The 13,202-nt window shown below is 70.3% G+C and carries 15 protein-coding genes; 11 read left to right on the forward strand and 4 right to left on the reverse strand.

Going from position 1 to position 13,202, the window contains the following annotated elements; translation table 11 throughout:
• Positions 1–3 precede the first annotated feature (3 nt).
• From OG385_RS22895 to OG385_RS22935, 9 genes are all read left to right on the forward strand, one after another.
• On the forward strand, positions 4–597 hold the full coding sequence (locus OG385_RS22895; protein ID WP_266857177.1) for a TetR/AcrR family transcriptional regulator: 594 nt from the start codon (positions 4–6) through the stop codon (positions 595–597).
• A 169-nt stretch (positions 598–766) separates the two neighbouring features.
• Positions 767–1,069 (forward strand): urease subunit gamma, encoded by a 303-nt coding sequence (locus OG385_RS22900; protein WP_266857179.1) that lies wholly within the window; start codon positions 767–769, stop codon positions 1,067–1,069.
• Positions 1,066–1,569: an urease subunit beta gene (gene ureB, locus OG385_RS22905; RefSeq protein ID WP_266857181.1), complete on the forward strand. Its 504-nt coding sequence runs from the start codon at positions 1,066–1,068 to the stop codon at positions 1,567–1,569. Before OG385_RS22900 ends, ureB begins: the two co-directional genes overlap by 4 nt.
• Before the next feature lies 1 nt (position 1,570).
• Positions 1,571–3,274, forward strand: a complete 1,704-nt coding sequence (locus OG385_RS22910; RefSeq protein ID WP_266857183.1) for an urease subunit alpha — start codon at positions 1,571–1,573, stop codon at positions 3,272–3,274.
• Positions 3,274–3,954, forward strand: a complete 681-nt coding sequence (locus tag OG385_RS22915) for an urease accessory protein UreF (protein WP_266857185.1) — start codon at positions 3,274–3,276, stop codon at positions 3,952–3,954. Before OG385_RS22910 ends, OG385_RS22915 begins: the two co-directional genes overlap by 1 nt.
• A gap of 85 nt (positions 3,955–4,039) precedes the next feature.
• Entirely contained in the window at positions 4,040–4,732 is a 693-nt protein-coding gene (gene ureG, locus OG385_RS22920; RefSeq protein ID WP_266861090.1) for an urease accessory protein UreG, read from the forward strand.
• Positions 4,733–4,845: 113 nt separating this feature from the next.
• Entirely contained in the window at positions 4,846–5,511 is a 666-nt protein-coding gene (locus OG385_RS22925; RefSeq protein ID WP_266861091.1) for an urease accessory protein UreD, read from the forward strand.
• A 91-nt stretch (positions 5,512–5,602) separates the two neighbouring features.
• Entirely contained in the window at positions 5,603–6,349 is a 747-nt protein-coding gene (recO, locus tag OG385_RS22930) for a DNA repair protein RecO (RefSeq protein ID WP_266857187.1), read from the forward strand.
• Positions 6,350–6,367: 18 nt separating this feature from the next.
• Positions 6,368–7,189: an isoprenyl transferase gene (locus OG385_RS22935; protein WP_266857188.1), complete on the forward strand. Its 822-nt coding sequence runs from the start codon at positions 6,368–6,370 to the stop codon at positions 7,187–7,189.
• Positions 7,190–7,293: 104 nt separating this feature from the next.
• Here the strand turns inward: OG385_RS22935 and OG385_RS22940 are convergent, their stop codons facing one another.
• From OG385_RS22940 to OG385_RS22955, 4 genes are all read right to left on the reverse strand, one after another.
• Complete coding sequence (locus OG385_RS22940) at positions 7,294–7,713, reverse strand: Fur family transcriptional regulator (protein WP_266857190.1); 420 nt, start codon at positions 7,711–7,713, stop codon at positions 7,294–7,296.
• Positions 7,714–7,770: 57 nt separating this feature from the next.
• Positions 7,771–8,670 carry a metal ABC transporter permease gene (locus tag OG385_RS22945; protein ID WP_266861092.1) on the reverse strand — a complete coding sequence of 300 codons (900 nt, stop codon included), beginning with the start codon at positions 8,668–8,670 and terminating at the stop codon, positions 7,771–7,773.
• Positions 8,667–9,464 (reverse strand): metal ABC transporter ATP-binding protein, encoded by a 798-nt coding sequence (locus OG385_RS22950; protein WP_266861094.1) that lies wholly within the window; start codon positions 9,462–9,464, stop codon positions 8,667–8,669. The genes OG385_RS22945 and OG385_RS22950 overlap by 4 nt, the downstream gene beginning before the upstream one ends.
• 77 nt (positions 9,465–9,541) lie before the next feature.
• Positions 9,542–10,507 carry a metal ABC transporter substrate-binding protein gene (locus OG385_RS22955; RefSeq protein ID WP_266857192.1) on the reverse strand — a complete coding sequence of 322 codons (966 nt, stop codon included), beginning with the start codon at positions 10,505–10,507 and terminating at the stop codon, positions 9,542–9,544.
• Positions 10,508–10,741: 234 nt separating this feature from the next.
• Here OG385_RS22955 and OG385_RS22960 point away from each other — a divergent pair, with 234 nt between their 5' ends.
• Positions 10,742–12,124, forward strand: a complete 1,383-nt coding sequence (locus tag OG385_RS22960; RefSeq protein ID WP_266857194.1) for a glycine--tRNA ligase — start codon at positions 10,742–10,744, stop codon at positions 12,122–12,124.
• A gap of 259 nt (positions 12,125–12,383) precedes the next feature.
• The gene (locus OG385_RS22965) at positions 12,384–13,199 is read left to right on the forward strand and encodes a DUF899 domain-containing protein (protein ID WP_266857196.1); all 816 of its coding nucleotides are present in this window, start codon (positions 12,384–12,386) and stop codon (positions 13,197–13,199) included.
• Positions 13,200–13,202 lie beyond the last annotated feature (3 nt).

A 13,202-nucleotide genomic window follows, 5' to 3' on the forward strand; every position in this document is an offset into this window, starting at 1 on the left:
CCGATGCCCGAGCGCAAGCCACGCAAGGACGCGGCCCGCAACCGGGCGGCCGTCTTCGCCGCGGCCGACGACCTTTTCGCCCACTGTGAAAGCCCCGAGACCGTCACGATGGCCGACATCGCGGCGGCGGCCGGTGTGGGCAAGGCGACGCTCTTCCGGGCCTTCGGTGACCGCAACGGCCTGATCCGCGCGCTGTACGAAGCCCGGCTCGCGCCGGCCAGGAGCGCGGCCGAAGAGGGGCCTGCGCCCCTGGGGCCCGCCGCTCCGCCGCTGGTGCGCGTACCGGCCCTGCTCGACGCCCTGCTCTGCTTCAAGCTCGACAACCGCCACCTCGCGCTGGCTCTGGAAGGTGCGGGCTCGGCCAGTCCGTACCTGGCGGAGCACTACGAGCGGTGGCACGGTCTGCTGCGAAGTGCGCTGGAGGAGATCCCCGGCCCTGCCGGCAGTGGCTACACCGCGCACGCGCTGCTCGCCGCCATCCGTGCCGACCTCGTGGAACACCTCGTCGGCCAGGAGCGGATGAGCCGTGAACAGGTACGGGCGCATCTGGCGGACTTCACCGCAGGGGTGCTCGGATCCGGTGCGTCGCAGGGCTGAATGGCGCAGAGATTTCGGATGGTTTGCCCGTATTTAGTGGGTCATAACCCCAGAAGGGGACTTTTTATGGTGCGCTGAAAGTTGCCACAGCGCCGTCGATGGGTTTATAAGAGGGATGTGGCTGTGGCGATTCCGGGAATTCCGGAGAGTGCCGCCATGGAGGTTTCCCATGCTTCTCACTCCGTCCGACACGGAGAAATTGCTGCTGAGCGTAGCCGGAATGGTCGCCCGTGACCGGCGTGAACGCGGCGTACGTCTGAACTATCCCGAGGCAGTGGCGCTGCTTGCCTGCTGGGCGATGGAACGGGCCCGCGAAGGTGCCCGTGTCGTCGACCTCATGACGGCGGGCAGGAACGTTCTTACCCGCGCTGACGTGCTCGAAGGTGTGCCGGAGATGCTGCACGACGTTCAGGTCGAAGCGACCTTCCCCGACGGGCGCAAGCTCGTCACGATCACCTCGCCGATCCCGTGATCCCCGGGGAGATCCGCACCGGATCAGGCGTACTCGAAATCAATGAAACCCTCATGCAATTGCGGCTCGACGTGGTGAATGATGGTGACCGGCCGATTCAGATCGGCTCGCATTTTCATTTCTCCGATGTAAATCCCGCCCTTTCCTTCGACCGGGCCGCGGCCGAAGGATTCAGGCTCGATATTCCGTCCGGCACCTCGCTGCGCTTCGAACCCGGGGTCGGCGCCGAGGTGACGCTGGTGGAGCTCGGCGGGCGGCGGACGGTCCCCGGCCTCGCCCTGCCCGGAAGCCCCGCCCGCACAGCACCCACGGACCGCACAGCACCCACGGACCGCACAGCACCCACGGACCGCACAGCACCCACGGACCGCACAGCACCCACGGACCGCACAGCACCGGCAGAACCAACAGCACCGGCAGAACCAACAGGACCCGCAGAACCAACAGGACCAACAGAACCAACAGGACCAACGGCACCGGCACGGACGGAGGAAGGCTGAGATGGCCCGGATGACCCGCGCCGCCTACGCGGCGCTCTACGGACCCACCACCGGTGACCGGATCCGCCTCGCCGACACCGACCTCTGGATCGAGGTCGAGGAGGACCGCTGCTTCGGCGGCGACGAAGCCGTATTCGGCGGCGGCAAGTCCATCCGCGAGTCCATGGCCCAGGCCACCGACTCCCGTGCCGAGGGCGCTCTCGACCTGGTCATCACCAATGTCGTGGTCCTTGATCACTGGGGCGTCGTGAAGACCGACGTCGGAATCCGTGAGGGCCGGATCGTCGCACTCGGCCGCTCCGGCAACCCCGACATGAGCGACGGTGTCCACCCCGGCCTGGTGATCGGCCCCGGTACCGATGTGGTGTCCGGCGAGGGGCGCATCCTGACCGCCGGGGCCATCGACACCCATGTCCACTTCCTGATGCCGGAGACGCTGCACGAGGCGCTCGCCACGGGCACCACCACCGTGATCGGCGGCGGCACCGGCGCCAGTGAGGGGTCCAAGGCGACCACCGTCACGCCCGGCGCCTGGAACCTCGCGATGATGCACCGCTCCCTGGACCGGATCCCGCTCAACATCATGCTGTTCGGCAAGGGCTCCACCGTCAGCGAGGAATCCCTGCGCGAGGCCGCGCTCGGCGGCGCCGGTGGCTACAAGGTCCACGAGGACTGGGGCGCCACGCCCGCCGCCATCGACGCCGCCCTGCGCGCGGCCGACACCTACGGACTCCAGGTCGCGCTGCACGGCGACAGCCTCAACGAGGCCGGTTACGTCGAGGGCACCCTGGACGCCATCGCCGGGCGCGGCATCCACGTCTTCCACGCCGAGGGCGCGGGCGGCGGCCACGCCCCCGACATCATCACGGTCGCCTCGCACCCCAATGTGCTGCCGGCCTCCACCAATCCGACGCTGCCGCACACCGTGAACACCGTCGCCGAGCACCTCGACATGCTGATGGTCTGCCACCATCTCAACCCCCGGGTGCCCGAGGACCTGGCCTTCGCGGAGTCCCGTATCCGCGCCACCACCATCGCCGCCGAGGACGTCCTGCACGACATCGGCGCCCTCTCCATCACCTCGTCCGACGCCCAGGCCATGGGCCGTATCGGTGAGGTCATCTGCCGTACCTGGCAGGTCGCGCACGCCATGAAGCAGCGGTTCGGGGACCGCGGCACGGAGCTGCCCGCGGACAACGAACGCGCCCGCCGCTATGTCGCCAAGTACACGATCTGCCCGGCGGTCGCCCATGGCATCGACCATGTCATCGGCTCGGTCGAGCCCGGCAAACTCGCCGACCTGGTGCTCTGGGACCCCGCGTTCTTCGGCATCAGGCCCGCCGCGGTGCTCAAGGGCGGCATGGTGGTGAGCGCGGCGCTCGGCGATGCCAACGCCGCGATCCCCACCACCCAGCCGGTCCTGCTCCGGCACACCGCGGCGGCCGACGCGGCCCCGCACCTCTCGGTCAGCTTCGTCGCTCCGGCGGCCCTGGAGGACGGTCTCGCCGAACGGCTGGGTCTGGTACGGGAGTTGGTCGCCGTACGGCCGACCCGTCACCTCACCAAGGCGGATCTGCCCAACAACACGGCGCTCCCGGCGATCGACGTCGACCCCGAGACCTTCGCCATCCGTATCGACGGGGAGCTCGTGGAGCCCGCCCCGGCCACCGAACTGCCGCTCGCCCAGCGGTACAGCCTGTTCTGATGCGTACCTCCGGGTTCGCGCCCCTGCTGCTCGCGGACGGGCGCCTGCCGGTGGGCGCGTACACCTACAGCGCCGGGCTCGAACCTGCCGTGGCGGCCGGGCTCACCCGCGACCGGATCCCCGCACTGCTGCGGGCCAGGCTGCACACCACCACCGTCACCGAGGCGGCCGCCGCGGTGCTCGCACTGCGGGCCGCGCGACGGGACCCGGTGGACTACGCCCCCGTGCAGCGGGCGCTCGCGGCCAGGACGCCGGTGGCGCCGATGCGTGCGGCGTCGGCGACGCTCGGCAGGGGCGTGCACCGGCTCGCTCGCAGGCTCGCCCCCGGCCACCCGGCGGTCACGGCGCTCAGCACCGCGCACACGCCGTCCCTGCGCCCCCTGCGGCCCATCACGCTGGGCGCGCTCGGCGCGGTGCTCGACGTGTCGGACGAGGAACTGGCGTACGGCGTGGTCTACGACGAGCTCCAGACGGTCGCCGCCGCCGCGCTGAAGCTGCTGCCGGGCGACCCGCTCGACTCGGTGGCATGGATCCTCGCCGCCGAACCGGACGCGGCTGCCGCGGTGGCGGAAGCCCTCGCCGTACGGACACCCGACGGACTGCCCGCCAGGGCGGGCCTGCTCACCGAGGGGTGGGCCCTCGAACACGACCGACGAGAACGGAGACTCTTCCTTGCCTGAGAACGACCCCCGGACCGAGAACCAGCTTCCCCCGAACCGGCTCCCCCCGACCCAGCAGCGCCCGCACCCGCACTTCAACGAACCCCTGAACCAGCCGCGTGCCCTGCGCCTCGGTGTCGCGGGGCCGGTCGGCACCGGCAAGAGCTCGATCCTGGCGACCCTCTGCCGGGCGCTCGCCGGTGAACTCTCCATGGCTGTCGTCACCAACGACATCTACACCGACGAGGACGCCCGTTTCCTGCGTTCGGCGGGCGTCCTGCCCACCGAGCGCATCCGTGCCGTGGAGACCGGCGCCTGCCCGCACACCGCGATCCGCGACGACGTCAGCGCCAACCTCGACGCGGTCGAGGACCTCGAAGAGGCGTACGGGCCGCTCGACCTGGTACTCATCGAGAGCGGGGGCGACAACCTCACCGCCACCTTCAGCCCGGCGCTCGCCGACGCCCAGCTCTTCTGCATCGATGTGGCGGGCGGCGGCGACGTGGCACGCAAGGGCGGGCCCGGCATCACCGGGGCCGACCTTCTCGTCATCAACAAGACCGACCTCGCACCCTATGTGGAGGTCGACGTCCCGGCGATGGTCGCCGACGCGGAGGCGGCCCGCGACGGGCTCCGGGTGCTCGCCCTGTCCAAGCACGATGCGGCATCGGTGGCTGAACTCACCGACTGGGTACGGGCGTTGCTCGTACGCCACCGCTCCGGTACCCATGTGCCCACCGACCCGGGCCCGATGGCCCCGCACAGCCATGGTGACGGCCAGGGCCACAGCCACCCGTGACCGGGCCCGACAACGGCGTCACCGCGCCCGTCACCGCGCCCGTCACCGCGCCCGACGACGGCGCCGCCGACCCCACGGTCGTCGCCGTCGAGCGCGACGCGGCCGGCCGCCACCTGGCCCGCGAACTGAGCCCCGGCGCCTTCCTGGCGCCCCGCCCGCTGCGGCCGGGACCCGACGGGCTGCACATCGCCCTGGTCGGGACCCGCGCCGGACTCCTGGCGGGCGACACGCTGACCCTGCGCCTCACCGTGGGCCCCGGCGCCCGGCTGCACCTCGTCGAACCGGCCGGCCTCGTCGCGTACGACCACCGCGGCTCCACATCGGCCTGGCACGCCCGCGTCGACATCGCCGAGGGCGGCGAACTCACCTGGGACGCCAAGCCGTTCGTGGTCTCGTCCGGTGCGGACGTCCGGCGCACGATGGACATCACGCTGGCCGCCGGGGCCCGGATGCTCTGGCGCGACACCCTGGTCCTCGGGCGCTCCGGCGAACGGGGCGGCAGCGTACGGGCGACGACCCGTGCCACGTACGACGGCCAGGACCTGCTGGTCGAGGACCTGGACCTGCGCGCCCCGGACATCCGGGAGCTGCCCGGCATCCTCGGCGCCCACCGCGTCATCGGCTCGGTCACCGCACTCGGCGCCACCCCCGGCGGCCCGCCCCACCCGTACCGCACGGACCTGGCGGGCCCGGGAGCGCAGGTGCGGCTGCTGGACACGGTGGTTCCGGCGGTCGATGCGGAGCTCACGGGCGTGTGGGAGGAGTGGCGCCGGGCCTGAGCGGGAGCAGGCCCGGGCCCTGGGGCGCGAGCGGGCCCGGATCCGGGGCTCCCTGCGCAGGGGACCCGGCGCGTACGGGACAATGGATCCCATGAGTCTTTTCCGTGACGACGGGGTCGTCCTGCGGACTCAGAAGCTGGGTGAGGCCGACCGCATCATCACGCTCCTGACCCGGGGCCACGGGCGGGTGCGCGCCGTCGCGCGGGGCGTGCGGCGTACGAAGTCCAAATTCGGGGCGCGGCTCGAACCGTTCTCCCATGTCGACGTGCAGTTCTTCGCGCGCGGCAGCGAACTGATCGGGCGCGGGCTCCCGCTGTGCACCCAGAGTGAGACCATCGCTCCGTACGGTGGCGGGATCGTCAGCGACTACGCCCGCTACACGGCGGGCACGGCCATGCTGGAGACGGCGGAGCGCTTCACCGACCACGAGGGCGAGCCGTCCGTCCAGCAGTATCTGCTGCTCATCGGCGGGCTGCGCACCCTCGCCCGTGGTGAGCACGCCCCGAATCTGATCCTCGACGCGTTCCTGCTGCGCTCGCTCGCCGTCAACGGCTACGCGCCCAGCTTCGAGGACTGCGCGAAGTGCGGCCTGGAGGGACCGAACCGGTTCTTCTCCGTGGCGGGCGGCGGGGCGGTGTGCGGCGACTGCCGGGTGCCCGGCAGCGTCGTACCCTCTGCGGAGGCCGTCGGGCTGCTCAGCGCACTGCTGACGGGGGACTGGACGACGGCCGACGCGGCCGAGCCGCGGCACGTCAGGGAGGGCAGCGGGCTCGTATCGGCCTATCTGCACTGGCACTTGGAGCGCGGGCTGCGCTCGTTGCGGTACGTAGAGAAGTAGTGAGAGGGAGACGAGCACATGGCACGACGCGGGATTCTGGGGCGTAACCGGGGCGAGGACCGCGAGTACAAGGTCCCCGAGGTGCACCCGTCGGGCGCCCGGCCGCCGAAGATCCCCGGCGAACTGGTGCCGAACCATGTGGCGATCGTCATGGACGGCAACGGCCGCTGGGCCAAGGACCGCGGACTGCCGCGCACCGAGGGCCACAAGGTCGGCGAGTCCACCGTCCTCGAAGTGCTCAACGGCTGCATCGAGATGGGCGTCAAGAACCTCTCGCTGTACGCCTTCTCGACCGAGAACTGGAAGCGCTCGCCCGACGAGGTGCGCTTCCTGATGAACTTCAACCGCGATGTCATCAGGCGGCGCCGGGACCAGATGGACGAGCTGGGGATCAGGATCCGCTGGGTGGGCCGGATGCCCAAGCTGTGGAAGTCGGTCGTCGAGGAACTCCAGGTCGCGCAGGAGCAGACCAAGGACAACGACAAGATGACGCTGTACTTCTGCGTCAACTACGGCGGGCGCGCGGAGATCGCCGATGCGGCGCAGGCCATCGCCCGCGATGTGGCGGCGGGCAAGCTGGACCCGGGGAAGGTCAATGAGAAGACCTTCGCGAAGTACATCTACTACCCGGACATGCCGGATGTGGACCTCTTCCTGCGTCCCAGCGGCGAGCAGCGCACGTCCAACTACCTGATCTGGCAGAGCGCGTACGCCGAGATGGTCTTCCAGGACGTCCTCTGGCCCGACTTCGACCGCCGCGACCTGTGGCGCGCCTGCCTCGAATTCGCCCAGCGGGACCGGCGGTTCGGCGGCGCGATCGAGGAGACGACGACTGCCTGAGACGGCTCAGGCACGCACCGGGGTCCGCCCCGGCGAACCGAGAGCGGGATGGTCCGGCCGGACCATCCCGCTCTCGTCTCTCCGGGGCCGGACCCCGGACCGTCTCAGCTCTCCGTCGCGGACCCCGCGCACTCCGCGCAGGTCCCGAAGACCTCCATCGTGTGCGCGACGTTCACATACCCGTGCTGCGCCGCGATCGACTCCGCCCACTTCTCGACCGCGGGCCCCTCCACCTCGACGGCCTTGCCGCAGGTGCGGCAGACCAGATGGTGGTGGTGCTCACCGGTCGAGCACCGCCGGTACACCGACTCGCCGTCGCCCGTGCGCAGCACGTCGACCTCGCCGGCGTCGGCCAGCGACTGGAGTGTGCGGTAGACCGTGGTCAACCCGACCGAGTCGCCCCGGTGCTTGAGCACATCGTGCAGCTCCTGGGCACTGCGGAACTCGTCCACCTCGTCGAGTGCCGCGGCCACCGCGGCCCGCTGCCGGGTCGACCTGCCTCGTACTGGTGCTCCCGCAGTCACAGGTGCCTCCTCGCCGTGCGTCGCCCGCCCATGTGTCGGGCCATTGTGCCAGCTCCGTCAGGTCCCGGCCGATTCCACCGGCCGCCGCGTCGCCGGGACCCCGGGCCCACCCCCGGCCTCCGCCGCCCGGGCGACCCGTGCACGCCGTCTTGCGAGCGGTGCGGCGAGCGCGGTCAGTGCGACGAAGACCACGATGGCCAGCAGCACAATTGTCGCTCCCGGCGGGACGTCCTGGTAGTACGAGGTGATGGTGCCGGAGAGCGTCACCGCCGTGCCGATCACCACGGCCAGTACGAAGGTGACCGCGAATGACTTCGTCAGCTGCTGCGCCGCCGCCACCGGGACCACCATCAGGGCGCTCACAAGCAGCAGCCCGACCACCCGCATGGCGACGGTGACGGTGACGGCAGCCGTGACCGCGATGAGCAGGTTGAGCACCCGTACCGGCAGCCCGGTGACCCGGGCGAACTCCTCGTCCTGGCTGACCGCGAAGAGCTGCCTGCGCAGCCCGAGCGTCACCAGGATCACGAACGCGGCCAGTACGCAGATCGCGGTGACATCGCTCTGCGAGACGGTCGCGAGGGAGCCGAAGAGATACGACGAGAGGTTGGCGTTCGAGCCGGTCGGGGAGAGGTTGATCAGCAGCACCCCGCCCGACATACCGCCGTAGAAGAGCATCGCCAGCGCGACGTCCCCGCGCATCCGGCCGTAACTGCGGATCAGCTCCATCGAGACGGCGCCGACGACCGAGACCAGCGTCGCCATCCACACCGGACTGGAGTTGAGCAGAAAGCCGAGACCGACCCCGGTCATGGCGATATGGCCGATGCCATCGCCCATCAGGGCCTGGCGGCGCTGGACGAGGTAGATGCCGATGGCGGGGGCGGTGATGCCGACCAGGACGGCGGCGAGCAAGGCGCGTTGCATCAGGGGGCTCTGGAGAAGTTCCATGATCAGCTCAGCAGTCCTGTCCTGGCCGGCCCGGCCGGCGCGTGCGGGTGTACGTGGTCGTGGCCCGGCATGGGGGAGTGCCGGTCCAGGGCGTCGCCCATGGAGGGTGGGGGTCCGTCGTGCGTGACGCAGCCGTCGCGCAGGACGACGGCGCGGTCGATCAGCGGTTCCAGCGCCCCCAGCTCGTGCAGGACCAGCAGCACGGTCGTCCGGGCGGCCACCTGCTCGCGCAGCGTCGAGGCGAGGATCTCCTGGCTGGCCAGGTCGACCCCGGCCATCGGCTCGTCCATGATCAGCAGATCGGGCTCGGACGCCAGCGCCCGCGCGATCAGCACCCGCTGGTGCTGGCCGCCGGAGAGCGCGCCCACGGAGTCGCCCGCGCGGTCGCTGAGCCCCACCAGCTCGATAGCGCGTGAGACGGCCGCGCGGTCGGCCCTGGACGGCCACCGCAGCTTCGTACGGGCGAGCCGGCCGGACGAGACGATCTCGCGCACTGTCGCGGGCACCCCGCCGGCGGCGGTGGTGCGCTGCGGCACGTAACCGATGCGCGCCCACTGCCTGAACCGCCTCAGCGGGCTGCCGAAGAGTTCTATCGAGCCGCCGGTGAGCGGGACCTGGCCGATCACCGCGCGTACGGCGGTCGACTTGCCGGACCCGTTGGCGCCGAGCAGGGCGACGACCTCGCCGCGGTGCACGGTGAGATCGATACCGCGCAGCACCGGGCGCGAGCCGAGCGCGGCGGTGGCGCCGCGTACCGAGATGACGGGGTCGGAGATGACGGGTTCCTGTTCGGTGTCCATGGCGCGTGCCTCCGGTGCGGTCTCGGGTGCGGTGCTGGATGCGGTGCTGGGTGCCGGCGGACGGGCGTTCTGCGGGGTCACTCGGCGCCGAGCGCCTTCTGGAGCGCGACGAGGTTGGACTGCATGACCTGCAGGTAGTCGCGGCCCTTGGACTTGTCCGTGATCCCCTCCAGCGGGTCCAGCACGCCGGTCTTCACATGCAGGTCGCCTGCGAGCGTCCTGGCGGTGTCGGGGTTCGCGATGGTCTCGAAGAAGACCGTGTTGACGTGGTGCTTCGCGGCGAGTGCGTGCAGGTCCTTCATGCGCGAGACGCTGGGCTCGCTCTCCGGGTCGATCCCGCTGATGGCCTCCTCGGTGAGGCCGTAGCGCTCGGCGAGGTAGCCGAAGGCGGCGTGCGTGGTGACGAAGGTGTCGGACGTGCGGTTCTTCAGCCCGTTCACGTACTGCTTGTTGAGGGCGTCGAGCTTCCTCACCAGCGCGTCGGTGTTCTTCCGGTAGTCGGCCTTGTGCTTCGGGTCCGCCGCGGCGAGTGTTTTGTCCACACCCTTGGCGACCTGGGCGAACCGCACCGGGTCGAGCCAGATGTGCGGGTCGAGCCCGGCTTCGCTCTCCGAGTGGGAGTCGTTGTCACCGGTCGTGTGGTGGTGGCCGTCGACCTCGGTGCCGTGCTTTTCGAGCGTGGTCATCGAGGCGGCGTCCGCGGTGTACTTCACACCGGACTGCTTGATCGCCTCGTCGACGGCGGGCTGGAGGCCCTTGAGATAGACGATCGCGTCCACGCTGGAGAGGGCGACGGTCTGCTTCGGGCTCAGTTCGAGGTCGTGCGGCTCGACGCCCGGCTTCGTCAGGTTGGTGACGGAGACATGATCGCCGCCTATCTCCTGCGTCAGGTACTGGAGCGGATAGAACGACGCCACGACGTGCAGCTTGCCGTCCTTGTGGTCCGCGGCGGCGGAGGAACCGGAGCAGGCCGAGAGGCCGACCAGTCCGGCGGCGACCGCCGCGGAGACGGCTGTGACGGGTACGAGGCGTCGTATGTTCATGACAGTCATTTTCAACAAAAGTGGAAACGATTGTCAACAAGGGGTTCGGGGCGGGCCGGCGCCCGACTGCTCCGCGGGCGATCGGCGGCGGTCGCGGGGGCGATCGGCGATCGCTTCGGGGTGGATCTGCGGACGATCCCGGCAGGAACCGGGAACCGATTTGATCCGGGGGGTGCAGCCGCCGGTAACCTGAGGTATTCCGCTGTTCGCAATCGTCGTAATGAAGAGAGCACCGTGGCCGCCGACAAGATCGACACCATCGTCAGCCTGAGCAAGCGCCGTGGCTTCGTCTACCCCTCCAGTGAGATCTACGGTGGTCAGCGTGCCGCCTGGGACTACGGGCCGCTGGGTGTCGAGCTGAAGGAGAACCTCAAGCGCCAGTGGTGGCGTTACATGGTCACCGCGCGCGAGGACGTGGTCGGTCTCGACTCGTCGGTCATTCTGGCCTCCGAGACCTGGGAGGCGTCGGGCCACGTCGCGACCTTCTCCGACCCGCTGACCGAATGCACCTCCTGTCACAAGCGCTTCCGCGCCGACCACCTGGAGGAGGCGTACGAGGAGAAGCACGGCCACGCGCCCGCGAACGGCCTGGCCGACCTCAACTGCCCCAACTGCGGCAACAAGGGCACTTTCACCGAGCCCAAGAACTTCTCCGGTCTGCTCTCCACCCACCTCGGCCCGACCCAGGACAGCGGCTCCGTCGCCTACCTGCGCCCCGAGACGGCGCAGGGCATCTTCACCAACTTCGGCCAGGTGCAGCAGACTTCGCGCAAGAAGCCGCCGTTCGGCATCGCGCAGATGGGCAAGTCCTTCCGGAACGAGATCACTCCGGGCAACTTCATCTTCCGCACCCGCGAGTTCGAGCAGATGGAGATGGAGTTCTTCGTCAAGCCGGGCGAGGACGAGCAGTGGCAGGAATACTGGATGGAGCAGCGCTGGAACTGGTACCGCGACCTCGGTATGCGCGAGGAGAACATGCGGTGGTTCGAGCACCCGAAGGAGAAGCTCTCCCACTACTCGAAGCGCACCGCCGACATCGAGTACCGCTTCCGCTTCGGCGGCAGTGAGTGGGGCGAGCTGGAGGGCGTCGCCAACCGCACGGACTACGACCTCGGCGCGCACTCCAAGGCGTCGGGCACCGACCTCTCCTACTTCGACCAGGAGAAGGGCGAGCGCTGGACGCCGTACGTCATCGAGCCCGCGGCAGGCGTCGGCCGGGCGATGCTGGCCTTCATGCTCGACGCGTACATCGAGGACGAGGCGCCCAACGCCAAGGGCGTCATGGAGAAGCGCACCGTGATGCGCCTCGACCCGCGCCTGGCGCCGGTCAAGGTCGCGGTCCTGCCGCTCTCCCGCAACCCGCAGCTCTCGCCGAAGGCCAAGGGCCTGGCGACCGACCTGCGCCGCAACTGGAACATCGAGTTCGACGACGCGGGCGCCATCGGCCGCCGCTACCGCCGCCAGGACGAGATCGGTACGCCGTTCTGCGTCACGGTCGACTTCGACACGCTCGACGACAACGCGGTGACGGTGCGCGAGCGCGACACGATGAAGCAGGAGCGGGTGTCGCTGGACCAGATCCAGTCGTACCTCGGCGGCCGCCTGCTGGGCTGCTGACCCGGCGCGAGTCCTGTGTGACTCGCGCGTTGGCCCGTGTGTGACGTGCGCGCGGCCCGTGCATGACTGAGGGCCCCGGTCCCGCTTCGGCGGGGGCGGGGCCCTCAGCTGTGGGGAGGTGGGGCGGACCGGGGCGGAAGGTCATGCCCCTGCCACCGATGAGTTCCGGCCGGTTCGCGAGTCTGCCCGGGTGAGCGTCCGGAGGGCGGTAGAACGTCGTACGACGCCGCCCCGGCACGAGACCACCACGGAGGACACCATGACGACCACGCCGAACGAACCGTCCGCCTCACTGCCCGGCCGCCCGCCCGTGGTCGGCCAGGCCGCCTGGCAGGCCGCCCGTGACGAGCTCCTGGTCCGCGAGAAGGCCCATACGCGCGAGGGCGACGCCATCGCCGCGGCCCGCCGCCGGCTGCCGATGGTGGAGCTCGACGGGACGGCCGAGGTCGTCGGACCCGACGGCCCGGTCCCGTTCATCGACCTTTTTCAGGGCCGCGACGAGCTCGTGACCTACCAGCACATGTGGTACGACGGCACGCCGCACCAGGGGCAGTGCGAGGGCTGCACCATGATGGCCTGGCATCTGAAGGATGCCGTCTATCTCAACGCCCGCGGCGTCTCGTTCGCCATCCTGACCACCGGGTCGTGGGACGAGGTGGCGCCCTATATCGAGTTCATGGGGTACACCCAGCCCTGGTACTCGGTGCGGGACACGGCGGAGCCGATCGGCGGCGGAATGGGGCACACCTCCAGCTTCCTGCGCGACGGCGACCGCGTGTTCCTCACCTACTCCACGACGGGACGCGGCAACGAGCAGATCAACGGATCCTTCGGCCTGCTCGACATGACGCCCTACGGCCGCGGCGAGGCCTGGGAGGACGGTGCCGAGGGCCGGCCCGTGATCGGCGAGGTCCGTGAGGAGCGCCTGCCCGGGGGCAATCACCCCTGCTGGTACTGGCGCTCGGACGCCGACGGCGTCGCCACCTGGGGGGCGACCAGCCGCCCCGTGCCGCAGTGGACCCGCCCCGGCGCGCCCCCCGTGGAGACCCTCGGGCGGCACGGGGGCCCGCACTGACCT

The sequence above is a fragment of the Streptomyces sp. NBC_01306 genome, from assembly GCF_026340465.1.
Taxonomy (GTDB): Bacteria; Actinomycetota; Actinomycetes; order Streptomycetales; family Streptomycetaceae; genus Streptomyces.